Source organism: Streptomyces sp. 8N706, assembly GCF_052245415.1.
In the GTDB taxonomy this organism is placed as follows: domain Bacteria; phylum Actinomycetota; class Actinomycetes; order Streptomycetales; family Streptomycetaceae; genus Streptomyces.
Genome location: NZ_JBQQBW010000044.1, coordinates 20,864 through 44,564, shown reverse-complemented (window position 1 = coordinate 44,564; position 23,701 = coordinate 20,864). Strand labels below are relative to the sequence as shown.

Below are 23,701 nucleotides of genomic sequence, written 5' to 3'. Positions count from 1 at the left end.
CCTTCATGGTGTCCTATCGGTCCGGGACAGCGCGAGGGCGGTGTTCACCAGCCCCACATGGCTGAACGCCTGGGGGAAGTTGCCGAGCTGGCGCCGCGCGACCGGGTCCCACTCCTCGGACAGCAGACCGACGTCGTTGCGCAGGGACAGCAGCTCCTCGAACAGGTCCCGGGCGTCCTTCTGGCGCCCGGTCCCGCACAGGGCGTCGGCGAGCCAGAAGGAGCAGGCGAGGAAGGCGCCTTCACCGCCGGGGAGACCGTCCACATGGTCGGGGGTGTAGCGGCGGACGAAGCCGCCGTGGTCCAGCTCGCGGCGTACCGCGTCGACCGTGCCCACCACGCGCGGGTCGGTGGGAGGGAGGAAGCCGACCTGAGGGATGAGGAGGGTCGCGGCGTCCAGTTCCGCGGAGCCGTAGTACTGGGTGAAGGTGTTCCGGTCGGCGTCGTAGCCGTGGCGGCACACCTCGCGGTGCACGGTTTCGCGCATGGCCCGCCAGCGCGCGACGTCGCCCCGCAGATCAGGGAGCCGCTCCACGGTGCGGACCGCCCGGTCGGCGCCCACCCACGCCATGACCTTGGAGTGGACGAAGTGCCGGCGCGGTCCCCGCACCTCCCAGAGCCCCTCGTCCGGTTCGCGCCACTGCGACTCCAGGAATTCCATCAGCGCCCGCTGGAGCTCCCAGGAGTCCTCCTCAGGGCGCAGGCCCCTCTCCCGGGAGAGGAAGAGGGAGTCGAGGACCTCGCCGTAGACGTCGAGCTGGACCTGTTCGACGGCGGCGTTGCCGATCCGGACCGGGGTGGAGGCCTCGTACCCCGGCAGCCAGGGGACCTCGAACTCGGTGAGCCGGCGCTCGCCCGCGAGGCCGTACATGATCTGCAGATCGGCCGGGTCGCCGGCGACCGCCCGCAGCAGCCAGTCGCGCCAGGAGGCCGCCTCGTCGAGATAGCCGCTGGAGACGAGAGCGTTCAGGGTGAGCGTCGCGTCGCGCAGCCAGCAGAAGCGGTAGTCCCAGTTGCGCACACCGCCGATCTCCTCCGGGAGGGAGGTGCTGGCGGCGGCCACGATGCCGCCGCTCGGCGCGTAGGTGAGAGCCTTGAGGGTGATCAGCGACCGCATGACCGCGTCCCGCCAGGGGCCCTCGTAGCGGCAGCGGGCCGACCACATCTCCCAGTCCTCGACGCTCGACGCGAGCGCCTGGTACGGGTCGATCCGGCGCGGCAGCTTCTCGTGCGAGGGGTGCCAGGTCAGCACGGAGGCGACGCTCTCGCCCGCGGAGACCGTGAAGTCCGCGTAGGTGCAGAAGTCCTTGCCGTAGGTGGTGACCGGGGGTTCGCTACGCAGCCAGACGGAGTCCGGTCCGGCGATCGCGATGCGGTGGCCGTCGGAGCGGCGGATCCAGGGAACGATGCTGCCGTAGTCGAAACGCAGCCGGACCTCGCTGCGCATGTCCACCGAGCCGGAGACCCCTTCGACGATCCGGACGAGGTCGGGGGCCCGGTCGCGCTGCGGCATGAAGTCGGTGACTTTGACGGTGCCGGTGGCCGTCTCCCAGACCGTGTCCAGGACGAGGGTGTCGCCGCGGTACGAGCGGCTGGTGCAGTTGCCGCCGGAGGCGGGGGCCACACGCCAGTGGCCGTTGTCCTCGTCGCCCAGGAGCGCGGCGAAGCAGGCCGCGGAGTCGAAGCGTGGCAGGCACAGCCAGTCGATGGAGCCGTCCCGGCCCACGAGCGCGGCGGTCTGGAGATCGCCGATGAGTGCATAGTCCTCGATGTGTCCTGGCACGGTGCCGCCTCTCCAACGGTTCCGTGTTCTCCCCTGCCCGGAGCGTGCCCGGGGCATTCCCGGCGCGGGACCGGACGGGTTCAGGCCGGGACCGGCACCGGCTCCCGGGATTCCCGCGCGGCGGCGCGGTCCTTGCGCTCGCGGCGGACCAGCACCACCCAGCCGACCGGGACACCCGCGGCGAACAGCCACCACTGGACCGCGTACGCCATGTGGGGACCGATGCTGCTGTGGTCGGGGGCCGGGACGGACTCGGGCTGGCCTGTGGCCTTCGGGGAGGTCCCGGTGAGCTCGATGTAGCCGCCCAGGACGGGCCGTGAGAGCGCGCTCGCCTGACGCCTGCTGTCGATCAGCATGATCTGACGCGACGGAAGGCCCTTTTTGTCCTTGATGCCGCTGTTGGCGGTCGTCTCGTCGGGCATGAGGCGACCGGTGACGGTGACCTCGCCCGCGGGGGCGGCCGGGACCTTCGGGTACGTGGTCAGGGGCCCGTCCGTCGGAATCCAGCCACGGTTGACCAGGACCGCCCGCCCGTCCTTCATGATCAGCGGAGTGAGGACGTAGTAGCCGATGGACTGCTCGTCGGCGGCGGTCCGCTGGCGGACCACGACCTCGTGCCGGGTGTCGTACGCGCCGGTGGCGGTGACCGGGCGCCAGGTGTCGGACCGGGGCACCCGGTGGCCGGGGGAGGTGAGCCGGACCGCCGGGACGGGCGGCGCGTCGAGACTCCGTGCGATCTGGTCGTTCTGGCCGACCCGGTGCTCGTGACGGTGCAGCTGCCAGAAGCCCAGCTCGATCATCACAGGGATGAGCACAAGGGCCACGAGGGTGAGAATCACCCACTGCCGGGACAACAGGAAGCGGTACACCCCACGACCGTACAACTCGGTCGTGGGGTGCTGGGCGGGCGGGGGTGTCTCATACGTGGTCGACGAGGCCCACCTTCCCTTCGGCGCGGGCGCAGTGGGCGCAGCAGAAGAACTGGCCATCGGCCTCCACGCCCTGGCCGATGATCTGGGTGCGGCAGTGCTCACAGATCGGGGCCATTCGGTGGATTGCGCATTGGAAGCAGTCGAAGACGTGCACAGCGCCCTGCGCGTGCACCTCGAAGCTCATGTTGTAGTCGTTTCCGCAGACCTCGCAACGTGCCATGCGCCACAGGGTGCGGGAAGCGGAGCGCGGGGGCGGGAGCGGTGGCCGGGCGCGTCGCGCCGCTTCACTCGGATGACGCTGCCGGGGCCACATCCTGGAGCAGTTGCATGAAGGCCGCCTCATCCACCACGGGGGTGGCGAAGGAGCGTGCCTTGGCGGCTTTGGAGGTGGCCGAGCCGGGTTCGTTGGTGACGAGCAGACTGGTGAGGCGGGACACGCTGGAGGCGATGTGCAGTCCGGCCTCGAAGGCCCGGTCCTCCAGCAGTTCGCGGTCGACGGAGGTGTCGCCGGAGAACGCCACCCGCATGCCCTGGACGAGGGGCTTGCCCGGCTCGTACCGGCCGGGGTTGGGGTAGGGGCAGGCGGGGCGCTTACGAGTGGGGCGCCAGCTGCTCGGACGGTACTGGTGGCCGATCGTGCGGGGCGTGTCCGACCACTCGGTGAGCGGCCGGCAGGCCAGCAGGGGCAGCCGCACCCCGGAACCGGCGGCCAGATGCAGACTGGGCCGGAACGCCTCGGCGAGCACCCGGGCGTCGTCGAGCGCGTGGTGTGCCCGCTGCTGGACCACGCCGTAGTGGGCGGCCAGCGACTCCAGTTTGTGGTTGGGCAGCGGCAGCCCCAGCTCCTTGGAGAGGGAGATGGTGCACAGCCGCTGGCGCACGGGCGCGGTCAGCCGCGCGCGTGCGTACTCACGGGCGATCATCGACCAGTCGAAGACGGCGTTGTGCGCGACGAGCACCCGGTCGGCGAGGCGTTCGGACAGGGCGTCGGCGATGTCCGGGAAGAGCGGGGCGTCCGCGAGCGCCTCGCTCGTCAGACCGTGGATCCAGACCGGGCCGGGGTCGCGCTGCGGATTGACGAGGGTGTACCAGTGGTCCTCCACATTGCCCCGCGCGTCGAGCCGGTAGACGGCCGCCGACACTATCCGGTCGTCGCGGGCCAGTCCGGTCGTCTCCACGTCGACGACGGCGTACCCCTGCGGGTACGCCGACGGCCATACGGGCGCCGGAGGTGCGGGCCGCTGCGCGATGGACGATGCGGCTGCCGTGGGGTCTTCGAGCATGGTCCATGAGGATACGGGCCGCCGCTGACACTCCCGCTTCACCCCAGGCCGGCGATGAGCTCCCCGGCTGTGACACGGGTGAGTTGACTCCCGTCCACCGGCCCGGGGAAGAGGCGGTAGACGACACCCGTCGCCCCCTCCGGCCGCACGTTACCGTGGACCAGAGCGAGAAGTCCGTTTCGTCCTGAGGTGACTTGGGCGGCGAGAGCCTCCGCGTCCTCCGACGGGCGGCGCCACTCCGGTGGGGCCAGGGCGCGGATCCGGGCCGCGAAACCGGCGGTGTTCTCGCCCGGTTGCCGGTCGTAGTGCCACAGCTCGTCGAGTGTGCCCGGGAACGGGGCACGGCGCAGGACCACTACGCGGTCGGTGCGTACGCCCGCGTGCCAGCACGCCAGATCCCACAGGGTCACCCGACCGGCCGTGGTGTCCTGCGGCGTCAGATCCCGGCTCGACCGGCCCGGACCGCCCTGAGGGGCGGAGGCGAGTGACCGGGCGGCGCCGCACTCGGCGAACGGCACCGTCAGAGCGCTGAGTCCGGAGTCGAGGAGGGCCACGTCGTGCCGCGGGGCGGCGGCGAGCCGGCGCAGCAGTTCGGCCTCCATCATGGAGCACACCGGTTGGACGGCGCCCTGCGGGAGGGGCGCGCGCCGATCCTCCACCGCGAAGCGGCGGGAGACATCGCCGCGGGGGAAGAACACCCGCTGCCCGCCGGGGCGGGTACGCACCCTCAGCGCGCCGAGCGCCGACAGCAGCGGCGCGGGGCCGACGCGGGCCAGCCCGGACGCGAGCGCCTCGGCCAGCCCCTCGGGCAGCGCCGCCGGAGAGCCGGTGGCCGCGTGCAGCCGCAGCAGATGGTCGAGTCGGCGCACCAGTTCGCCGGGCCGCTCTCGCAGCAGGGCGACCGCCGCGGGCAGGTCCCGCGCCCCGAGCGCGCGTTCGACCTGGCCGCCCCAGGTCACCGGCGCGAGCCGGTCGCCGCGCACGGCCACTCCCTCGGGATGCTCGGCAGCGGCGCGGCGCAGCGCCGGTCCGAGCCTGTGGGCGGACAGATCGGTGCCGCGCAGTACCGCGAAGGCCAGGGCCGTACGCGGATGGCGCCGGTGGTGCTCGTACGGGTGCAGCACCTCGCCCGCCCGCTTCCAGGCGCGTGTGTGGCGGTGCAGCTCCTCGATCAGCGTCTGCGGTCCGAACCCGTCGAGCACACCGAGGAGCTCGCGCCGCAGGGGCCGCGGCACACCGCGCGGACGGGGCGGCTCGACGAGGTCCGGCTCGCCGCCCGACCAGACGCACAGCAGCCGCAGCACATCGGTGGCGGTCGTCAGCAGCGCGGGCAGGAAGGAGAGCGCCTCGGCCGACCGGTGCGGATCGCGCAGCAGCGCAGCCAGGAGGAGGGCCTTGGTCTCCAAGGCGGCGACGTCCTCCGGCAGCCAGGCCAGACCTTCACCCGGGAGATGGTCGAGCAACAGCCGCAGGTCGTCACGGTCCTGGGGAGCCGGCGGCGTAGTGCGGGAGAGCAGCAGCCGCAGCGCGGCGATCGTGTCCTCGCCGCGCGAGCCGCCCAGCCGCAGCAGCCGCAGCGGTGCGTCCCCGGCCGGCGCGGAGGAGCGCCGCCTGCGGACGGTGCCGGTGCGCGCCGGTTCGAGGAAAGAGTCCGTCACATCGATCCGGGTATGGCAGACCGGGCAGCCCGAGTGGTCCTCGCCGTCCCAGCAGGAGTGGCAGACCAGATGTGCGCACGGCGACACGGGACGGACGCCGCCCACCGTGCCGCACAGCACGCACGGCTGTTCGGGCCGTTGCAGCAGCAGCGCGAAGACCCGGTTCACATAGTGCTGGGTGGTGTCCCGGGGCACGAAGCGCGGGAACTCGCGGAACAGCGGCATATGAGTACGGTCCGCGCCGAGCTCCGCGTCCAGGGCGCGCAGCAGCCGCTTCCCGGCGTCGGAGAGGTCCACGGGCACCAGTCCGGCGAGCGCCGCGTGCAGCGGCCCGGTCAACGCATGGCCCCGGTCCAGGAGTTCGGCTTCCAGCGCAGTCAGTCCCGCCGCCGACCGGGTGACGGACCAGCCCGAGGTGTGCCGCTCCCCGGCGCTGACGTAGACGGTCCCGGTCCGCCGCAGCAGTACGGCCTCCAGCGCGGTCACAGCCGTCCCCCCGATGGCCCATCCCCCCTGACGATGCGAGACGGGGGCGGAGAGTGGGCGCGCTGCGGTTCCTTGGAAGGGACACGAGAAAGAAGCACACCACGGAGCCGCCCCCGTGGCCGTGAGTCTAGACAGCGCCCGAACGTATTTGCCAATGTCTTTCACACCTGGGCGCGTCACCGGGCGGGGCGGCGCGCGACACGTGGTACGGGACCGCATGCGGGAAAGGCCCGGGCCATGGGGGTGGACTCCCATGGCCCCGGCCGGAGTCGTGCCCACCCGGCAGACCCGGGCGGGCACGGCTCAGTGCGTCACTTCGTGACCGCGTCCAGGGCGTCGACGATGCCGAAGCCGTAGAAGCTGTTGATGTGCTTGTTGCCCGTGCACTCGGCGTTGACCTTGCCGTCGCCGTCCGGGTCGTACGGTGCCGTCGGGCAGCCCGGGTTGTCCGCCTGCGCCTTGAGCAGCCACTGGATCTCCTGCGGACTCGCGTCCGGCCGCTTGCTCTTGATCAGTGCCGCGACGCCGGCGACATGCGGGCCGGCCATCGAGGTGCCCTGGAGATAGGCGTAGTCGCCGTCGGGCATCGTGGAGAGGATGCGGCCGTCCTTGGCCGGTGCGTCCGGCACCTGGTACTTGTCGCCGCCCGGTCCCGCCACATCGATCTGGTTCAGGCCGTAGTTGGAGTAGTACGACTTCAGGGCCTTCGGACCGGTCGCGGAAACCGTCACGACGCCGGGCAGTTGGGTCGGGACGTCGAGACACGTCGCCGGGTCGACGGTGCGCTCGACCGGTGTGGTGTCGTTCGGACTGGAGGCGTCCGTCAGCTCCTTGGCCGCGAGGTCCATGGCGGAGTTGCCCGCCGAGGCGACGTTGATGGCTCCCTTCTTCTGGGCGTACTTGGCGGCCCGGCCGACCGCGTCCAGGATGGCCCCCTGGTCCGGGTCGTCCTTGCAGTTGAACAGCCACGGGTCGACGAAGTAGCTGTTGTTGGTCACCTCGACGCCGTGGTCGGCGGCGAAGACGAAGGCGCAGACCACGGACTCGGCGTAGAAGAGGCTGGTCTCCGGTTCGCTGACCTTGATGGCGGAGACCTTCACGCCCGGGGCGACGCCCGCGACGCCCACGTTGTTACGGGCGGCGGCGATCTCCCCCGCCACATGCGTGCCGTGGTAGTCCTCGTCCGGGTTGTACGGTCGCCAGGCACCCTGACGGGTGTCCGGAACGCCACCGACGCAGTTGGCCGACTGCCTCGCCGAGAAGTTCGGGGCGAGGTCGGGGTGGGTGTCGTCGACGCCCGTGTCGATGACCGCGACGGTCACCTTCCCGCTTCCCGGATCGACCTTCGCCGCCTTGTCCGCCTTGATGGCCGGGATGTCCCACTGCAGGGGCTCCAGCGGCTCCTTGCCCGCCACCCTGGCCGCGCCGAGAGCGGCGGCGGAGCGCGGCTCGTGGACCTTCTCGGGCTTGCCGGCATCGGTGGTGGTGACGGCCTTGAGCGGCGCGGTCCGGGTGGCTCCGGCCGACTGCACGCCCTCGACGGTACGGATGGTCCTCGCGAAGTCCGGGTTCGCCGAGTGGACGACGATCACGCCGATCCGGGCGTGCGCGGTGACGACCGTGCCACCGGCCTTCACGATGGCCTTCTTCACCTGACCGACCGTGCCGGCGTCGGTCGCGGTGTTCACCACGTACGACAGCTCGGGGCCGTCCTGAGCGCCGGCCGACGCGGGCGCGTCGGCCGGGGCGGCCGTGGCGGCGACGGGCAGGAAACCGAAGGAGGCGGTCAGCGCGAGTCCGACCGGCACCGCGAGCGCGCGCCAGCGTCTGGACCGGAGATGAGCCATGGGTTCTCCACATCATCTGTGAGACCGTCTGCGCGCGGGTTGCGCATGGACGGGTACATGACGACGGAAGCTAGCGTCGATCCACTGATCTGATCAATGGATTACGGCAAAAAGCGAGAAATATCCGTGAGTTGGCCCGGACGGTTGATTGCCTGCGATCCGCCGGAACCGGGTACGCATGTTCTCACGTGCACCCACGCGATGAGGCACATCGAGCATTTCACCGGGCGCGATCGACCGCGCCACCATGACCGCTCGGCTCGTACACCTGACGGGTCCCGACCCCGTCCTGCCCGTAACCGGGCCTGTTGGCGGCTCTGTCAGCGGCCTGACGGGTCGACACGCAGGGCTTTGATGCTCAGGGGTGGCAGCGGGACTCGAGGCCCGTACCACCGGCTGAACTCCACGGCGCCGATTCGCGGTGCGATCCGTGTGGCCATCACCGGACCGGACAGTCGCACGATGCCGTACGGCCGACGGGCGGGCCCGGAGCGCGGGGGATTCGACGGATCGCTCACACCGGATCAACGAACCGGAAGACAGCGGGTGTCGGCCTTATTCCGGTCCTGACGAATTCAGCGATCCCACCCCTGTCGGATCACTGCTGACCTGCCCTAACATGCCCAACCGGCACCGAAATGATCAACGTCAACCCCATAAGCACACTGCAGCCCACCACCCCACAGGAGATGCCGTGTACACCGAACCGACAACGCCGGGGGAGGGGACGTCGGGCAGTGAGCCGTACCGCGAGGTACAGGCAGGCCCCGAGTTCACCGAACTGCGCCGTACATACCGGTCTTTCGTCTTTCCGCTCACCATGGCGTTCATCGCCTGGTACTTGCTCTACGTCCTGCTGTCCAGCTACGCGGGCGGCTTCATGGGGACCAAGGTGCTCGGCCACATCAACGTCGCCCTCGTCCTCGGTGTCGCACAGTTCGCCACCACCTTCCTCATCGCCTGGTGGTACTCGCGCCACGCGGCAGCCAAGCTCGACCCCAAGGCCGAGGCCATCAAGTCCCGTCTGGAGGGCGACGCATGAGCCCCACCGTCCAGCTCGCCGCCGAGGGCGCGGGTCAGCACCGCACGCTGATCATCACCCTCTTCTCGGTCTTCGTCGCCGCCACCCTCGGGATCACCGTCTGGGCCGGCCGGCAGACCAAGGACGCGACCGACTTCTACGCGGGAGGGCGCTCCTTCACCGGCTTCCAGAACGGTCTGGCGATCTCCGGCGACTACATGTCCGCCGCGTCCTTCCTCGGTATCGCGGGCGCCATCGCCCTCTCCGGGTACGACGGCTTCCTCTACTCCATCGGCTTCCTCGTCGCCTGGCTGGTCGCGCTGCTCCTGGTGGCCGAGCCGCTCCGCAACTCCGGCCGCTACACGATGGGTGACGTCCTCGCGTACCGGATGCGGCAGCGGCCGGTGCGGACCGCGGCCGGCGTCTCCACCATCGTGGTGTCGATCTTCTATCTGCTGGCCCAGATGGTCGGTGCCGGAGCGCTCGTCGCGCTGCTGCTCGGAATCACCGGCGAGGCCGGCAAGAACCTCATCGTCGCCCTGGTCGGCATCATCATGATCCTGTACGTGACCATCGGCGGGATGAAGGGCACCACCTGGGTGCAGATCGTGAAGGCGGTGCTGCTGATCACCGGCACGCTGCTGATCACCCTGCTGGTGCTCAACAAGTTCGACTGGAACGTCTCCACCCTGCTCGGCGCCGCGGCCGAGAACAGCGGCAAGGGCGCGGCCTTCCTGGAGCCCGGACTCAAGTACGGCCTCACGGCCACGTCGAAGATCGACTTCCTCTCGCTGGGACTGGCGCTGGTCCTCGGTACGGCCGGACTCCCGCACATCCTGATCCGCTTCTACACCGTGCCGACCGCCAAGGCCGCGCGTAAGTCGGTGATCTGGGCCATCGGGATCATCGGTGGCTTCTACCTGATGACGATCGCCCTCGGATTCGGCGCCGCGGCGCTCATCAAGCCGGAGACGATCATCGCGTCCAACCCGGCGGGCAACACCGCCGCTCCGCTGCTCGCCGAGGTGATCGGCGGCGGCAGCGGCTCGACCGGCGGCGCCATCCTGCTCGCCGTGATCTCGGCGGTCGCGTTCGCCACGATTCTCGCTGTCGTCGCCGGACTGACCCTCGCCTCCTCGTCCTCCTTCGCCCACGACCTGTACGCGAACGTCATCCGCAAGGGCGAGGCGACCGAGAAGGAAGAGGTCGGGGCGGCCCGGATCTCCGCCGTCGGGATCGGCGCCGTCGCCATCGTCCTCGGGATCTTCGCGGGCAAGCTCAACGTCGCCGGCCTGGTCGCCCTCGCCTTCGCGGTCGCGGCCTCCGCCAACCTCCCGACGATCCTCTACAGCCTGTTCTGGAAGCGGTTCACCACCCAGGGCGCGCTGTGGTCGATCTACGGCGGCCTCATCTCGTCCGTGGTGCTGGTGCTCTTCTCGCCGGTGGTCTCGGGCAAGGAGACCTCGATGTTCCCGGGCGTGGACTTCCACTGGTTCCCGCTGGAGAACCCGGGTCTGATCTCCATCCCGCTGGGCTTCGCGCTCGGCTGGCTCGGATCCGTCCTGTCCAAGGAGGTTCCGGACGAGGCGAAGTACGCCGAGCTGGAGGTCCGCTCCCTCACCGGAACCGGCGCCCACTGACCTCCTGCGCACGCCACCGAGAGGACCCGGTTACCGAGAGACTCGAAGAGGCAGGAAGCGGCCCCCTCACGGAGAGCGACCGCGCATATCTTCAACGAACCGTTGAAGATCGGACGCATCGCGTAGGCTGCGAGACACAGGCTTGAGCCAGGCTGTCCGCAGCATCCGTGGGAGGGGCCGCAACCATGCTCATCGACACTTACGGTCGCGTCGCCACCGACCTCCGTGTCTCGCTCACCGACCGCTGCAATCTGCGCTGCACCTACTGCATGCCCGAAGAGGGCCTCCAGTGGCTCGGTAAGCCCGACCTTCTCACCGACGACGAGATCGTCCGCCTGATCCGGATATCCGTCACCGCCCTCGGAGTCACCGAAGTCCGCTTCACCGGCGGGGAACCCCTGCTGCGCCCGGGCCTCGTCGGTATCGTCGAGCGCTGCGCCGCCCTCGAACCGCGGCCCACCATGTCGCTGACCACCAACGGCATCGGCCTGGAGCGCACGGCCCAGGCCCTCAAGGACGCCGGCCTCGACCGCGTCAACGTCTCCCTCGACACCCTGCGCCCCGACGTCTTCCAGGCCATGACCCGCCGCAAGCGCCACCACGACGTGCTGGAAGGCCTCCGGGCGGCGCGCGCCACGGGCCTCGCCCCGGTCAAGGTCAACACCGTGCTGATGCCGGGCCTCAACGACGACGAGGCCCCCGACCTCCTGGCCTGGGCCCTCGAGAACGGCTACGAGCTGCGCTTCATCGAGCAGATGCCCCTCGACGCCCAGCACGGCTGGAAGCGCGACGGCATGATCACCGCCGGGGACATCCTCACGAGCCTGCGCAGCCGCTTCGCCCTGACGCCCGAGGGCGAGGGGGAGCGCGGCTCCGCTCCGGCCGAGCGCTGGCTGGTCGACGGTGGCCCCGCACGGGTCGGGGTCATCGCCTCCGTCACCCGCCCGTTCTGCCGGGCCTGCGACCGCACGCGTCTCACCGCCGACGGCCAGGTGCGTACGTGCCTCTTCGCTCGGGAGGAGTCGGACCTGCGCGGCGCCCTGCGCTCCGGTGCGCCGGACGAGGAGATCGCCGAGCTGTGGAAGCTGGCGATGTGGGGGAAGAAGGCCGGGTCGGGTCTGGACGACCCGTCCTTCCTGCAGCCCGACCGCCCGATGTCGGCCATCGGCGGCTGACTGCCAGGGGCGTCGGTCGGGGGCCGACGATCAGGGGTGGCGGTCAGGAGCTCTCCGAACGCCGTCCCCACTCCTCGAGCGTCACCACGTCTTTCAGGAACCCCCGCACTCCGAGGAATTGCGACAGATGCTCGCGGTGCTCCTCGCACGCCAGCCAGGTCTTCCGGCGCTCGGGCGTATGGATCTTGGGGTTGTTCCATGCCAGCACCCACACCGCGGTGGTACGGCATCCCTTGGCCGAGCAGATCAGCGATTCGTCAGTCACATGGCCCAGACTGCATCATCCGGCCCGTACCACCGCGCCCGGGCCCCGCTCTCCGGGGCTGTCGGAAGCGGCCGGACCACGGGTGATGGCCGCGTTTGCGCGGGACATGGCGACGCCGGGCAGCCACGGGGGGAGCTGCCCGGCGTCGGTCCGTCGCTCCGACGGGGGATGCGGAGCGCGTACGAAGTATGTCATGGGGGACCCGGGCGGGTGCACTGGATCGACATGATTGATCTGAGCTTTTCTTGAGCTTTGCGGACCGCCGCTGGTCAGCGCGGTTCGCGCGGCTGCTCGTCCCGCTCCCCGCCCGTGGTCTCCGGGACGTGTTCCGCTCCGGCATCCCGCGAGCCGCCGTTCAGCATGGGCCGGTCGGGGGTCGGGATGAAGGACGGGGGCAGCGAAGGGGCATTCTCCCGGCCCGCGTTGGCGATCACCACGGCGATGTACGGAAGAACGAAACCCAGTGCCAGGGCCACGATCGCCACATGCCGCTCCACGTTCCACAGCAGGACGGCCAAGAGGAAGGACACGGTCCGCACGGACATCGAGATGACATAGCGCCGCTGCCGGCCCCGTACATCATCGGCCAGTCCCTGGCGGGCTCCCGTGATACGGAAGACCCCGGTGCCGCTGCGCTTCCGCATCACATTCCACCACCTGGATCCCGTGCCGAGCCTCCCCGGTCCGGACACCTCCACGGTACGCCGCTGCTCCGCCGACCTCGACCCCGGGTCGGGCCGGGAGGACCCTGCTCACCGGGCCGTTCGTGCCCTACCGCCCTCTGACGTGCGCCGCAATCCGAGCGGGGACAGACTGGCCGTATCCGCGCGGGACCGCGCTGTGCGAGGAGGCAGCCATGGGTTGGTTGTGGGCCATTATCGTAGGACTCGTACTGGGAGTGCTCGCCAGGGGACTCCTGCCCGGCAAGCAGAACATCCCGCTCTGGCTGACGGTCGTCTTCGGCATCCTGGGAAGCCTTCTCGGCAATGCCGTGGCCCGGGGGATCGGGATCGACGAGACCAGCGGTGTCGACTGGGGCCGCCATGCGCTGCAGCTCGTGGGGGCCGTGCTCATCGTGGCGCTGGGCACCCCTCTGTACGCGCAGATCCGCGGCACCCGGCACAGAACCTGATCAGCGGAACCTGATCAGCGGAACCTGATCAGCGGAACCTGATCAGCGGAACCTGATCAGCAGGACCTGATCAGCAGGACCTCAGCAGAAAACGACCAACAGAAGTCCGACCCAAAGGAATCCGACCGACAGAATTCGGAGCAGCAGAATCCGGTCGGCAGAACCGCCGACGGGGCCTGTCACGGCGGACGGCGGCCGGGCGCGCGAGGAGCGCACCCGGCCGCCGGCGTATGCCGTCCCAGAGGCCCGTCCTACAGCCCCTGGAGCTCGGCGATCTTCCGCCCGGCCTTCAGATAGACGCTGCCGCCGCTCAGCCCCTTCTCCTCCAGGCTGCGGAGCACGACCTCGCGGAGCGGGCTGGTGGCCGCGGCCTCGTCCAGCACGATCGCCTGCTGGCCGCTCCCGGTCTCGACGACCAGCCGCAGACCGTTCTGCTTGGCGATCCGGCGGGCCGCCGAGGCGCTCGGGGTGAACTCCAGGACCTTGGTCAGCACCGCCGCCACGGTCTCCTCGCCGTGCTCGGCCGTGTCGACGGACGGCAGCGACTCGACCTCGGTGAAGGTCTTCTTGGAGAACTGCGCGATGAAGCCCGCGCGGGCCGCCATCGCGGCGTCCACGTCGTACAGCGCCGCCACGACCTCGCCCGCCAGGACCTTCTTCAGATCCATCGGGTGCAGCGACTTCTCCTCCACCCGGGACAGGGCGAGCGTGATCTCCTCGTCCGTCCACTCCGTCCAGGCCTTCAGATACGGCTCCATCAGACGGTCCGGCACCGACATGATCTTGCCGAAGACATCGTCCGCCGTAGCGGTCAGGCCGACGTAGTTGCCCTTGGACTTGGACATCTTGGCGCCTGAGCCGTCCGTGCCCTCGATCAGCGGCATGGTGACGATCAGCTGCTGCTCCTGACCGTGCAGCTCCATCAGCTTGCGGCCCATCTGGAGATTCAGCAGCTGGTCCGAACCGCCCAGCTCGACATCGCACTCCAGCGCCACCGAGTCCAGGCCCTGCGCGACCGGGTAGAGCAGCTCCGACATCGTCAGGCCGGAGCCCTCGGCCAGCCGGTTGCGGAAGTCCTCGCGCTGGAGCAGCTGGGAGGCCGGTACCTGGGAAAGCAGCTTCAGCAGCTCGGGGAAGGTGTACGGCGCCAGCCACTCGCTGTTCTGCCGGAAACTGACCTTTTCGAAGTCGAAGAACGGCCGGACCTGCTCCCGGTACCCGGCGACGTTCGCGGCGATGTCGTCATCGGTCAGCGGCGGGCGCTCGGCCGTACGGCCCGACGGGTCGCCGATCTTGGCCGTGAAGTCACCGATGATCAGCGTGACGTCGTGGCCCATGCGCTGGAAGCGGCTGAGGATGATGATGGGCACGGTGTGACCGAGGTGGACATCGGCCGCGGTGGGATCGATACCGAGCTTGATGCCCAGCCCCTGCCCCTTCGCCCGGCGCTCCTCGATCCGCTCCGCCAGCTTGCTCACCGACGGCAGCACCTCCACCGTACGACCGGCGATCAGCTCCGCCTGCTCCTTCGCCGACAGGTCCGACAGGTCGAGATAACGCCTCGCCTTCGTCTCCGTGAGCAGCTGCTCCACGGTCTTGTCGGAGGAGAGGTCCTGCACCAGCAGCTCACTGGTGCGAGCGACGGAGTCGCCGAGGCGTGTCATGGCGTTCCTGGAAGAGATCGGAGGGACAGGCGGACGGTGTGAATTCTATGGGGTCACACACCCCGGCTGACCGAGCTCATATGGAAGTCCGGAATCCGCAGTGCGGGCATCGCGGCGCGGGTGAACCAGTCGCCCCACTCGCGCGGCAGGGTCCGCTCGGTGCGCCCGGCCTCGGTGGCCCGCGACAGCAGACCCACCGGGGACTCGTTGAAGCGGAAGTTGTTCACCTCGCCGACGACCTCCCCGTTCTCCACCAGATAGACACCGTCCCGGGTGAGGCCCGTCAGCAGCAGTGTCGACGGATCGACTTCGCGGATGTACCAGAGGCAGGTCAGCAGCAGCCCGCTCCGGGTTCCGGCGACCATCTCCTCCAGCGAGCTGCCGCCGTCCGCGTCCAGGATCAGGTTGTCGACGGCGGGGGCGACCGGCATACCGGTGAGACGGGAGGTGTGCCGGGTGGTGATCAGCCGGTTCAGCTCCCCCTCCCGCAACCACTCGGTCGGCTCCAGGGGCAGGCCGTTGTCGAACACCGAGGCGTCGTCGCCGGACGCGTGCGCCAGCACGAACGGCGCCGTCTCCAGCCCCGGCTCGTACGGGTCGCTGCGCAGCGTCAGCGGAAGCTCGGAGAGCTTCTCGCCCAGGCGCGTACCGCCTGCCGGCTTGCTGAAGACCGTACGGCCCTCGACCGCGTCCCGGGCCGTCGCCGACCACTGCTGGTAGATCAGCAGGTCGGCGACGGCGGTGGGCGGCAGCAGGGTCTCGTAGCGGCCGGCGGGCCGCTCCACCCGCCGCTCCGCCCAGGCCAGCCGCCGCGCCAGCTCCGCGTCCATGGCCGACGGGTCGACATCGCGGAAGTCACGGGTGGCCCGGCCCGCCCAGGCCGAGCGCGTACGGTCCGGCGACTTGGCGTTCAGCTCCAGGGTTCCCGTCGGCTGGTCGTGGCGCAGCCGCAGCCCCGTGGAGGTGCCGAGATAGCTGGAGACGGTCTCGTGCTGGGCGAAGCCGTACAGCTCCCGGCCCCCGGCCCGGGCCCGGGCGAAGGACTCCCCGAGCGCGGGCGCGAAGGCGGCGAACACCTCGGAGGAGGTCTCGGCGGGCGCGTCGGTGAAGTGCGGCGACGCGGGGACGCCCGCGACGAGCGGCTGGGCGTCCTCGGCGGGGCCCGCCTCCCGCGCGGCCGCCTCGGCGGCCCGCACCAGCGGCTCCAGCTCCTCCGCGGTGACGGCCGCCCGGGAGACGACCCCCGACGCGGTGCCCTCCGCGCCGTCCACGGTCGCGATGACGGTGAGGGTACGGCCGCGGGTCACGCCGTTGGTCGTCAGCGCGTTGCCCGCCCACCGCAGATTGGCACTGGACTCCTCGTCGGCGATCACCACACAGCCGTCGGCGCGGGACAGGTCGAGGGCGCGCTCGACGACCTCATGGGGAGCGGTCATCGGGGTCATCGGCCTGCCTCCTGCGTGGTGTTGAGGATGTTGACGCCGCGGAACAGCGCGGACGGGCAGCCGTGCGAGACGGCAGCGACCTGGCCGGGCTGGGCCTTGCCGCAGTTGAACGCGCCTCCCAGCACGTACGTCTGCGGGCCGCCGACCGCCGCCATCGAGCCCCAGAACTCGGTGGTGGTCGCCTGGTACGCGACGTCCCGCAGCTGCCCGGCGAGGCGGCCGTTCTCGATCCGGAAGAAGCGCTGCCCGGTGAACTGGAAGTTGTAGCGCTGCATATCGATCGACCAGGAACGGTCGCCGACGACATAGATGCCGCGCTCCACCCCCGCGATCAGCTCCTCGGTGGACGGCCCCGCGGGCGCCGGCTTCAAGGAGACGTTCGCCATGCGCTGGACCGGCACATGACCGGGGGAGTCCGCGTACGCACAGCCGTTGGAGCGCTCGAAACCGGTGAGCCTCGCGATCCGGCGGTCCAGCTGGTAGCCGACGAGCACCCCGTCCTTCACCAGGTCCCAGGACTGCCCGGCCACACCCTCGTCGTCGTAACCGACCGTCGACAGCCCGTGCTCGGCCGTCCGGTCCCCGGTCACCTGCATGATCTCCGAGCCGTACCTGAGCTTGCCGAGCTGGTCGAAGGTGGCGAACGAGGTGCCCGCGTACGCCGCCTCGTAGCCGAGCGCACGGTCCAACTCGGTGGCGTGGCCGATGGACTCATGGATGGTCAGCCAGAGGTTCGACGGGTCCACCACCAGGTCGTACGCTCCGGGCTCCACGCTCGGCGCCCGCATCTTCTCGGCGAGCAGTTCGGGGATCCGCGCGAGCTCCGCGTCCCAGTCCCAGCCGGTGCCGGTCAGATACTCCCAGCCGCGGCCCACGGGAGGGGCGATGGTCCGCATCGACTCGAACTCACCGCTGTCCGGATCCACCGCGACCGCCGTGAGCTGCGGATGCAGCCGTACGCGCTGCTGGGTGGTCGTGGTGCCCGCCGTGTCCGCGTAGAACTTGTTCTCCTGGACGGCGAGGAGCGAGGCGTCCGCGTGCGAGACACCGTCCGCGGCCAGCAGCCTGCGGCTCCACTCGGCCAGCAGTTCCCTCTTGTCGGCGTCGGGCACGTCAAAAGGGTTGATCTCGTAGGAGGAGATCCACGTCCGGTCGGGGTGCACCGGCTCGTCGGCCAGCTCCACCCGCTCGTCGGACCCCGCGGCGGTGATCACCTGCGCGGACAGCTTCGCCATCGCCACGGCACGGTCGGCCACGGCGGCAGCGGCGTCCGGGGTCGGATCCACGCCCGAGGCGAAGCCCCAGGACCCGCCGTGCACCACCCGCACCGCGAACCCCAGGTCCGTGGTGTCGGCCGAGCCCGCCAGCCGGGCGTCCCGCAGCCGCCACGCGGCGCTGCGCACCCGCTCGAAGCGGAAGTCCGCGTGGTCCGCGCCCAACGCACGGGCGCGCGCGAGCGCCGCGTCGGCGAGCGCGCGGAGCGGCAGCGCCGTGAAGGACTCGTCGATGGAATGGGGCACGGCATCCTCCCGGGGTCGTTGCCCCGATCATGCCCCAGAAGCCGACGTCAGCGGCTGAATTCCCCGGCGCGTACGCCACCGACGAAGGTGGCCCACTCGTCTGCCGGGAAGCAGAGCTGCGGGCCGTGCCGGTCCTTGGAATCCCGGACGTGTACGGCGGCGGGGGAGGCGGCCACCTCGACGCACATGCCACCTTCGCCGCTGCTGTAGCTGCTCTTGCGCCAGTCGACGGCGACCTCGATGCAGTCGCCGCCAGCGCTGCTGCTGTAACTGCTCTTGAACCAGGCCAGCTCGGATCCGTCGTTGCCGACTCGCTCGATGCTCATGTCGCTCCCAGCAGCTTTTCGATCAGCTCCAAGGACTCTCTCGGCCGGAGAGCCTGTGCCCGGATGATTCCATACCGTTGCTCGATCTGACGGACTGCTTTTCGGTCCGTGAGCAGATGGCTGACGGACTGGACCTCGGTATAGGCCATCATCGGTCGTCCTTTGGGCTCCAGCAAGATCAAGGGGCCGCCCGTTCCGGCGTGGTCCTCAATGGCGGTTGGCATCACCTGGAGTTCGACATTGCGCATCTGATCGATGCGCAGGAGGTGTTCCAACTGGCCCTTCAGTACCTCCCGGCCCCCGTATGGGCGTTGGAGCACAGCTTCCTCGGTCACGAAGCTCATGATGGGCGCTGGCCAACGGGTCAGCAGTTCTTGTCGAGCGAGCCGAGCAGACACACGTTGCTCAATGGTCTCCTCATCCACCAGGGGCCGTTCCATTCGCAACACTGCTCGGGCATAGTCCTCGGTCTGGAGCAGTCCACTCACGACTTGATTCTGCTACGAGTGATACTCAACAGCCTGCGTCTCGAACTTTGCGACATCGCGGAAGAACGCGGGAATTCCAGTCTTGCTGACCTGTTCCTTCGCCGCCTTCAGGACACCGAACGCGTCCAGCACCTCATCCGCCCCATCGAGGAACTCCGGCTGGGGCACCCGCCGCCCCTGTTCAACTGACGACACCTGGTCCTCGCCGTAACCGATACGGCGGCCCAACTCCGCCTGCGTGAGCCCCGCCCGTTCGCGGAAGAGCTTCACCTGCCGTCCGATGGTCTTGAGGATGTCCGCCCCGGACTCGTCCCGCCCCAACTGCTCCGAACCCGCCATGTCCCGCTCCTCCCGTACGCGCTGATGCCCGCATCCAGGCTCCCGGGCACCCCTCCGTACAGACCACCTTCCGTGCCCGTACAGCCACCCTCCGTACCCGTGGCATGCCTGGTCAGGCTAGAGCCGGGCCGGAACGATCAACGGCATGAGCTCCGCAATTCCCCCCATCGAGCAGTCCGCTCGACTGCCCGCCCCGCCCGGCACGTTCGCGATGTCCTTCACGTCCTCCCGGCGCGGTGCCCGCCTCGCCCGCCGCCTTGCCGTGCAGCGGTTGGACGAGTGGGGCCTCCCGTACGACAGTTCCGCCTCGCAGGCCGTCGCCCTGCTCGTCGGGGAGCTGGTGGCCAACGCCGTCCTCCATGGGCACGTACCGGGCAGGGACTTCCGGCTGTGTCTCCTGGCTCATCCCGTGGGCGGCGACCGCAGGCCGGAGACCGTCCGTATCGAGGTCAGCGATGCGCGCGGCGAGGCACGCCCTGTCCTCGGAGGTGAGGAACCAGGGGAGGAGGGCAGCCGGGGACTGCTCCTGGTGGACGCGCTCGCGTCCAAGTGGGGCGTGACGGACCGCAGCATCGGCAAGACAGTCTGGTGCGAGTACGACGTGCCTGCCTGTCCGTGGCCGGGGCGGCGGTCACGGACCATCGAGGGGCGGGACGATTCTCACCACGATGATCAGTCGCTGTCGGGGTGCGACGAGGAAGTAGAACCAGCCGCCTGCCGCGTCCAGGTGGCGCAGCCCGCCACGGCGGGGGCCGTTCCCCAGGTCGGTGACGTCGACGCCGGTGTCGGCCAGTTCCACGAGTTGGCCGACCAGCCGCTCTACCTCGGCGACGAGACCGGTCGGTAGGCCTGCAGTCACGTGTCGCTGATCGGGGTCGTACTCCCAGGTCCAGTCTCGGCTCAACGCCGAGCCCTGGAGAGGGCTGCCTGCGTCTCGTCAAGGATCCGCCCGAGCTCTGCTGCTGCCCTGCGTGCCTCGGCGGCGTCGCCCGATGCGGCGAGGTCCTCCAATGCACGGAAGCGGTCGGCGACTGCCGGGCGGCGCTGGATCTCCACGTACACCGCCCACTGAGTGGTGAACCGTTGGAGGGGCGCCAGATCGGAACCCTGCCGAGCCTGGTCCGCGGCCTGGTCCAGCTCCCGGGTGAAGGCGGGCAGCGCGGCCGGGGCGATCTGGGCGACAGCCTGGCGGAGCGCGGTCACGGTAGCCGGAGGCCGGGGGATGCGGGGCTGCTCGGGTGTGGTAGCGGTCATGCGTTCTCCCATGGGCGGCATTCTCGGCCGTGCGGTCAGCCTATCGAGTGGGAACGCAGGTGCGGTCAGCTCTTCGAGTGACGCGGTGGACGAGAGATGACCGGGACGGGACCGTCGGCTCGGCGCCCCGGGCTGGGATATGTCTCCGGCCCGGAGGCCAGGATCCGATCACTCGCTCCGGTGAGAGGGAGGCTCGGACCGTGGCTCGCTACTCCGACCTCGTCGCTCGAGGGAAGATCCGGCTCAAGGGCGCCACCACGTCCGACCTCGACAGTCTGCCCCGGTACGACATCCCGCCCGATGCACCGGACCCGGTCGCGTCGCTTCTCGCGGAACGAGGGACGACGACCGTTGAACCAGTAAATTCCTAACCCTGCTGACCGGCCGCCCCCAACGCCACGGAACTGCGCACTTCCTCCCCGCCCGCCCCGGTGTCCTGCGGACCTGGATGGCATGGTGACCGGGATCCCGCGGGCCGTCGACTGTAGGAATCCAACAGTGAGCGGGAGGTGCCCCTGTCGGGGGTCGATTCTCCGTAGCGGTTCGCAGACCGATAGTTTTTGGGGTACCTGACCACTATCGAAAGGGTGATCTGTTGAGCCGCTCGGTTCTCGTCACCGGAGGAAACCGGGGCATCGGCCTCGCCATCGCCCGCGCCTTCGCCGACGCCGGCGACAAGGTCGCGATCACCTACCGGTCCGGGGAGCCGCCCGCGGGCTTTCTGGCCGTGCGGTGCGACATCACCGATCCCGAGCAGGTCGAGCAGGCCTACAAGGAGATCGAGGAGAAGCACGGACCGGTCCAGGTGCTGGTGGCCAACGCGGGTGTCACCCGCGACCAGCTCCTGATGCGGATGTCCGAGGAGGACTTCAGCGCCGTCCTGGACACCAACCTCACCGGCACCTTCCGTGTGGTGAAGCGCGCCAACCGCGGCATGCTGCGCGCCAAGAAGGGCCGGGTCGTCCTGATCTCCTCGGTGGTCGGCCTGCTCGGCTCGGCAGGTCAGGCGAACTACGCCGCGTCCAAGGCGGGGCTGGTCGGTTTCGCCCGCTCCCTCGCCCGCGAGCTGGGCTCCCGCAACATCACCTTCAACGTCGTCGCCCCCGGTTTCGTCGACACGGACATGACCAAGGCGCTCACCGACGAGCAGCGTGAGAGCATCGTCGGCCAGGTGCCGCTCGGCCGGTACGCGCAGCCGGAGGAGATCGCCGCCACCGTGCGCTTCCTCGCTTCGGACGACGCCTCGTACATCACTGGAGCCGTCATCCCGGTTGACGGCGGATTGGGCATGGGTCACTGATCACATGAGTGGAATCCTCGCCGGCAAGCGCATCCTCGTCACCGGAGTTCTCACCGACTCCTCGATCGCCTTCCACGTCGCGAAGCTCGCCCAGGAGGAGGGCGCCGAGGTGGTCCTCACGGGCTTCGGGCGTCTGAGCCTCGTCGAGCGCATCGCCAAGCGGCTGCCCAAGCCCCCGCCGGTCATCGAGCTGGACGTGCAGAACAAGGAGCACCTCGCCGGCCTCGCCGACAAGGTCGCCGAGCACCTGGGCGAGGGCATCGGCCTCGACGGCGTGGTGCACTCCATCGGCTTCGCGCCGCAGGACGCCCTCGGCGGCAACTTCCTGAACACCGAGTGGGAGTCCGTCGCGACCGCGGTCGAGGTCTCCGCGTACTCCCTGAAGTCGCTGACCATGGCCCTGCTGCCGCTGCTGGAGAAGCGCGGCGGCTCGGTCGTCGGCATGGACTTCGACGCGCAGGTCGCCTGGCCGAAGTACGACTGGATGGGTGTGGCCAAGGCGGCGCTGGAGTCGACCTCGCGTTACCTCGCCCGCGACCTGGGCGGGAAGAACATCCGCTGCAACCTGGTCTCGGCCGGTCCGATCAAGTCGATGGCCGCCAAGTCCATCCCGGGCTTCGAGGAGCTCGCGGACGTGTGGAAGACCCGCGCCCCCATCGGCTGGGACCTCACCGACCCGGAGCCGGCGGGCCGCGGTGTCGTCGCCCTGCTCTCGGACTGGTTCCCGAAGACCACCGGCGAGATCGTCCACGTCGACGGCGGTGTCCACATGATGGGTGCCTGATCTCCGGCACCTCTCGGCGCCGCTGTTCCTCAGCTTCAGCGGCCCACGGCGTTGCGACGCCCCGGCTCCCGCACCGTGCGGGGAGCCGGGGCGTCGCCCGTTCGGTCCAGCCGGCCGGGCGGCACGGCCCGGCGCCGTACACGCTGGGGGAGTACGACCCCTTGTGGTGCAGCAGCGGTGCCAGCCGCAGTACGGCCGAGGAGGTCCCCTGAGTGCGTACTGTCCGTCGCACCCCGGCAACGGTGCTGCTTCTCGCCGCCGCTGTGATCTGCCCGGTGTCGGCCGTCGCGATCGCCGTACGGGACAGCGGCACGTCGGGTACGCGCGAACAGGACCGGGAGCGGCCGCCGTACCGGGCGGAGTGCCGCGCCCGCGTCGAGGGCTCCCGGGCCATCGCCGACTGCCACAACCCGTACCCCGAGAGCGACCTGGTGCGGCTGCACATCGAGTGCGACCGATGGTGGGACCTGGACGTGGACACCGACCCCGTCGAGGTCGGCCCGGCGAGGACCGTGGAGCTGTCGGACCGGTGCTGGATGGGGGTACGCGAGGCCTGGGTGACGCACACCCCGGGCGCATAGCCGTCCCCTGAGCGGGGCGAGAGACCTGCCTCCATGAGGCGCGTCAGCGCGCACGCCTGAGACGGGTCAGCGTTCGGGTCGGCAGGTGAACGGGTATCCGGCGGCCTCCGAGGCCGCCGTCTCCGCGTCCCCGTCCCGGATGGCGTCCACCAGCCGCGTGTGGTCCAGATGGTCCTCCGGGCGCAGGACCTGGCCCACATCGCTCCTCAACCAGTCGCGCAGGACATCGCCCAGGTCGGCGTAGAGCGCCGTCATCACATCGTTGTGGGAGGCGGCCACCACAGCCAGGTGCAGGGTGGCGTCGGCCTCGACGAAGGCCTCCGCGTCACCCGACTCCCACGCGGCCTCGCGCCGGTCCAGCAGCGCATCGAGCTGCTTGAGGTCGCGCTCGGTACGGCGCTGGGCGGCCAGCCGCGCCGCCGAGGACTCCAGGGTGCTGCGCAGTTCGGCGATGTGCCGCGGGTCGGCGTCCGCGAAGCGCCGCTGCATCACCCCGGCCAGCTCACTGGTCGCGACCACATACGTCCCCGAGCCCTGCCGGATGTCCAGCAGCCCGTTGTGCGCGAGGGCGCGCACCGCCTCGCGCACGGTGTTACGGGCGACCCCGAGCTGCTCGACGAGCTCGGGCTCCGTGGGGATGCGGGAGCCGACCGGCCACTCGCCGGAAGCGATCTGTTTCCGCAGCTCGGCGATCACCTGCTCGACGAGAGCGGAGCGCCGGGGACTGGTCAGCGGCATGGCTCTCCAGGTCGGGTCGAGAACGATGAGGACGGGCGATC

The 23,701-nt window shown here is 70.1% G+C and carries 22 protein-coding genes and 1 pseudogene; 8 read left to right on the top strand and 15 right to left on the bottom strand.

Annotated features, from left to right (window positions below):
* Window positions 1-3: 3 nt before the first annotated feature.
* From ACTWQE_RS18485 to ACTWQE_RS18460, 6 genes are all read right to left on the bottom strand, one after another.
* Window positions 4-1,839 carry a glycoside hydrolase family 15 protein gene (locus ACTWQE_RS18485; protein ID WP_443330070.1) on the bottom strand — a complete coding sequence of 612 codons (1,836 nt, stop codon included), beginning with the start codon at window positions 1,837-1,839 and terminating at the stop codon, window positions 4-6.
* A gap of 23 nt (window positions 1,840-1,862) precedes the next feature.
* Window positions 1,863-2,651, bottom strand: coding sequence for an SURF1 family cytochrome oxidase biogenesis protein (locus tag ACTWQE_RS18480; protein ID WP_443330069.1), 789 nt, complete (start codon window positions 2,649-2,651; stop codon window positions 1,863-1,865).
* Between the two features lie 49 nt (window positions 2,652-2,700).
* The gene (locus ACTWQE_RS18475; RefSeq protein ID WP_443330068.1) at window positions 2,701-2,934 is read right to left on the bottom strand and encodes a hypothetical protein; all 234 of its coding nucleotides are present in this window, start codon (window positions 2,932-2,934) and stop codon (window positions 2,701-2,703) included.
* A gap of 64 nt (window positions 2,935-2,998) precedes the next feature.
* On the bottom strand, window positions 2,999-3,997 hold the full coding sequence (locus tag ACTWQE_RS18470; RefSeq protein WP_443330067.1) for a DEDDh family exonuclease: 999 nt from the start codon (window positions 3,995-3,997) through the stop codon (window positions 2,999-3,001).
* Between the two features lie 38 nt (window positions 3,998-4,035).
* Window positions 4,036-6,141 (bottom strand): MXAN_6230/SCO0854 family RING domain-containing protein, encoded by a 2,106-nt coding sequence (locus ACTWQE_RS18465; protein WP_443330066.1) that lies wholly within the window; start codon window positions 6,139-6,141, stop codon window positions 4,036-4,038.
* A gap of 311 nt (window positions 6,142-6,452) precedes the next feature.
* Window positions 6,453-7,988, bottom strand: a complete 1,536-nt coding sequence (locus ACTWQE_RS18460) for a S8 family serine peptidase (RefSeq protein ID WP_443330065.1) — start codon at window positions 7,986-7,988, stop codon at window positions 6,453-6,455.
* A 694-nt stretch (window positions 7,989-8,682) separates the two neighbouring features.
* Between ACTWQE_RS18460 and ACTWQE_RS18455 the strand changes: the two genes are divergently transcribed.
* The 3 genes from ACTWQE_RS18455 to moaA all read left to right on the top strand — a co-directional run bounded on the left by ACTWQE_RS18455 (window position 8,683) and on the right by moaA (window position 11,824).
* Window positions 8,683-9,030 carry a DUF485 domain-containing protein gene (locus ACTWQE_RS18455; RefSeq protein ID WP_443330064.1) on the top strand — a complete coding sequence of 116 codons (348 nt, stop codon included), beginning with the start codon at window positions 8,683-8,685 and terminating at the stop codon, window positions 9,028-9,030.
* Complete coding sequence (locus ACTWQE_RS18450; protein ID WP_443330063.1) at window positions 9,027-10,649, top strand: solute symporter family protein; 1,623 nt, start codon at window positions 9,027-9,029, stop codon at window positions 10,647-10,649. The genes ACTWQE_RS18455 and ACTWQE_RS18450 overlap by 4 nt, the downstream gene beginning before the upstream one ends.
* 185 nt (window positions 10,650-10,834) lie before the next feature.
* Window positions 10,835-11,824, top strand: a complete 990-nt coding sequence (gene moaA, locus ACTWQE_RS18445; RefSeq protein WP_443330062.1) for a GTP 3',8-cyclase MoaA — start codon at window positions 10,835-10,837, stop codon at window positions 11,822-11,824.
* A gap of 43 nt (window positions 11,825-11,867) precedes the next feature.
* On the opposite strand, the gene ACTWQE_RS18440 is transcribed toward moaA, so the two are convergent.
* Window positions 11,868-12,089, bottom strand: coding sequence for a hypothetical protein (locus tag ACTWQE_RS18440; RefSeq protein WP_443330061.1), 222 nt, complete (start codon window positions 12,087-12,089; stop codon window positions 11,868-11,870).
* A 269-nt stretch (window positions 12,090-12,358) separates the two neighbouring features.
* Window positions 12,359-12,733, bottom strand: a complete 375-nt coding sequence (locus ACTWQE_RS18435) for a DUF3099 domain-containing protein (RefSeq protein WP_443330060.1) — start codon at window positions 12,731-12,733, stop codon at window positions 12,359-12,361.
* Between the two features lie 212 nt (window positions 12,734-12,945).
* Here ACTWQE_RS18435 and ACTWQE_RS18430 point away from each other — a divergent pair, with 212 nt between their 5' ends.
* Complete coding sequence (locus ACTWQE_RS18430) at window positions 12,946-13,221, top strand: GlsB/YeaQ/YmgE family stress response membrane protein (RefSeq protein ID WP_443330059.1); 276 nt, start codon at window positions 12,946-12,948, stop codon at window positions 13,219-13,221.
* 251 nt (window positions 13,222-13,472) lie between these two features.
* Here the strand turns inward: ACTWQE_RS18430 and tyrS are convergent, their stop codons facing one another.
* The 5 genes and pseudogenes from tyrS to ACTWQE_RS18405 all read right to left on the bottom strand — a co-directional run bounded on the left by tyrS (window position 13,473) and on the right by ACTWQE_RS18405 (window position 19,003).
* Window positions 13,473-14,885: a tyrosine--tRNA ligase gene (gene tyrS, locus ACTWQE_RS18425; protein ID WP_443330058.1), complete on the bottom strand. Its 1,413-nt coding sequence runs from the start codon at window positions 14,883-14,885 to the stop codon at window positions 13,473-13,475.
* Between the two features lie 53 nt (window positions 14,886-14,938).
* Window positions 14,939-16,330 carry a metallopeptidase TldD-related protein gene (locus ACTWQE_RS18420; protein WP_443330057.1) on the bottom strand — a complete coding sequence of 464 codons (1,392 nt, stop codon included), beginning with the start codon at window positions 16,328-16,330 and terminating at the stop codon, window positions 14,939-14,941.
* Window positions 16,327-17,850, bottom strand: a complete 1,524-nt coding sequence (locus tag ACTWQE_RS18415; RefSeq protein WP_443330056.1) for a TldD/PmbA family protein — start codon at window positions 17,848-17,850, stop codon at window positions 16,327-16,329. The genes ACTWQE_RS18420 and ACTWQE_RS18415 overlap by 4 nt, the downstream gene beginning before the upstream one ends.
* A 47-nt stretch (window positions 17,851-17,897) precedes the next feature.
* Window positions 17,898-18,176, bottom strand: coding sequence for a DUF397 domain-containing protein (locus ACTWQE_RS18410; RefSeq protein ID WP_443330055.1), 279 nt, complete (start codon window positions 18,174-18,176; stop codon window positions 17,898-17,900).
* Window positions 18,173-19,003, bottom strand: a pseudogene (locus ACTWQE_RS18405) (helix-turn-helix domain-containing protein). The gene ACTWQE_RS18410 and the pseudogene ACTWQE_RS18405 overlap by 4 nt, the downstream one beginning before the upstream one ends.
* A gap of 145 nt (window positions 19,004-19,148) precedes the next feature.
* On the opposite strand from ACTWQE_RS18405, the gene ACTWQE_RS18400 reads away from it, so the two are divergent.
* Entirely contained in the window at window positions 19,149-19,850 is a 702-nt protein-coding gene (locus ACTWQE_RS18400) for an ATP-binding protein (RefSeq protein WP_443330054.1), read from the top strand.
* Window positions 19,851-19,903: 53 nt separating this feature from the next.
* Here ACTWQE_RS18400 and ACTWQE_RS18395 read toward each other — a convergent pair whose 3' ends face one another.
* Entirely contained in the window at window positions 19,904-20,257 is a 354-nt protein-coding gene (locus tag ACTWQE_RS18395; protein WP_443330053.1) for a DUF6247 family protein, read from the bottom strand.
* A gap of 595 nt (window positions 20,258-20,852) precedes the next feature.
* On the opposite strand from ACTWQE_RS18395, the gene fabG reads away from it, so the two are divergent.
* The 3 genes from fabG to ACTWQE_RS18380 all read left to right on the top strand — a co-directional run bounded on the left by fabG (window position 20,853) and on the right by ACTWQE_RS18380 (window position 22,922).
* Entirely contained in the window at window positions 20,853-21,557 is a 705-nt protein-coding gene (gene fabG, locus ACTWQE_RS18390) for a 3-oxoacyl-[acyl-carrier-protein] reductase (protein WP_443330052.1), read from the top strand.
* A 4-nt stretch (window positions 21,558-21,561) separates the two neighbouring features.
* On the top strand, window positions 21,562-22,341 hold the full coding sequence (gene fabI / locus ACTWQE_RS18385) for an enoyl-ACP reductase FabI (RefSeq protein WP_443330051.1): 780 nt from the start codon (window positions 21,562-21,564) through the stop codon (window positions 22,339-22,341).
* 212 nt (window positions 22,342-22,553) lie between these two features.
* Window positions 22,554-22,922 carry a hypothetical protein gene (locus tag ACTWQE_RS18380; RefSeq protein WP_443330050.1) on the top strand — a complete coding sequence of 123 codons (369 nt, stop codon included), beginning with the start codon at window positions 22,554-22,556 and terminating at the stop codon, window positions 22,920-22,922.
* Between the two features lie 66 nt (window positions 22,923-22,988).
* Here ACTWQE_RS18380 and ACTWQE_RS18375 read toward each other — a convergent pair whose 3' ends face one another.
* A complete protein-coding gene (locus ACTWQE_RS18375) occupies window positions 22,989-23,660 on the bottom strand; it encodes a FadR/GntR family transcriptional regulator (protein ID WP_443330049.1) in 672 nt (223 codons plus the stop codon).
* Between the last annotated feature and the right edge of the window lie 41 nt (window positions 23,661-23,701).

What these genes read in the sequence shown, in the direction of transcription:
- ACTWQE_RS18485 (WP_443330070.1), bottom strand. Translation starts at nt 1,839, where the DNA reads ATGCCCCGGGCACGCTCCGGGCAGGGGAGAACACGGAACCGTTGGAGA.
- ACTWQE_RS18475 (WP_443330068.1), bottom strand. Translation starts at nt 2,934, where the DNA reads ATGGCACGTTGCGAGGTCTGCGGAAACGACTACAACATGAGCTTCGAG.
- ACTWQE_RS18470 (WP_443330067.1), bottom strand. Translation starts at nt 3,997, where the DNA reads ATGCTCGAAGACCCCACGGCAGCCGCATCGTCCATCGCGCAGCGGCCC.
- ACTWQE_RS18460 (WP_443330065.1), bottom strand. Translation starts at nt 7,988, where the DNA reads ATGGCTCATCTCCGGTCCAGACGCTGGCGCGCGCTCGCGGTGCCGGTC.
- ACTWQE_RS18450 (WP_443330063.1), top strand. Translation starts at nt 9,027, where the DNA reads ATGAGCCCCACCGTCCAGCTCGCCGCCGAGGGCGCGGGTCAGCACCGC.
- moaA (WP_443330062.1), top strand. Translation starts at nt 10,835, where the DNA reads ATGCTCATCGACACTTACGGTCGCGTCGCCACCGACCTCCGTGTCTCG.
- ACTWQE_RS18435 (WP_443330060.1), bottom strand. Translation starts at nt 12,733, where the DNA reads ATGCGGAAGCGCAGCGGCACCGGGGTCTTCCGTATCACGGGAGCCCGC.
- ACTWQE_RS18430 (WP_443330059.1), top strand. Translation starts at nt 12,946, where the DNA reads ATGGGTTGGTTGTGGGCCATTATCGTAGGACTCGTACTGGGAGTGCTC.
- tyrS (WP_443330058.1), bottom strand. Translation starts at nt 14,885, where the DNA reads ATGACACGCCTCGGCGACTCCGTCGCTCGCACCAGTGAGCTGCTGGTG.
- ACTWQE_RS18420 (WP_443330057.1), bottom strand. Translation starts at nt 16,330, where the DNA reads ATGACCCCGATGACCGCTCCCCATGAGGTCGTCGAGCGCGCCCTCGAC.
- ACTWQE_RS18410 (WP_443330055.1), bottom strand. Translation starts at nt 18,176, where the DNA reads ATGAGCATCGAGCGAGTCGGCAACGACGGATCCGAGCTGGCCTGGTTC.
- ACTWQE_RS18400 (WP_443330054.1), top strand. Translation starts at nt 19,149, where the DNA reads ATGAGCTCCGCAATTCCCCCCATCGAGCAGTCCGCTCGACTGCCCGCC.
- ACTWQE_RS18395 (WP_443330053.1), bottom strand. Translation starts at nt 20,257, where the DNA reads ATGACCGCTACCACACCCGAGCAGCCCCGCATCCCCCGGCCTCCGGCT.
- fabI (WP_443330051.1), top strand. Translation starts at nt 21,562, where the DNA reads ATGAGTGGAATCCTCGCCGGCAAGCGCATCCTCGTCACCGGAGTTCTC.
- ACTWQE_RS18375 (WP_443330049.1), bottom strand. Translation starts at nt 23,660, where the DNA reads ATGCCGCTGACCAGTCCCCGGCGCTCCGCTCTCGTCGAGCAGGTGATC.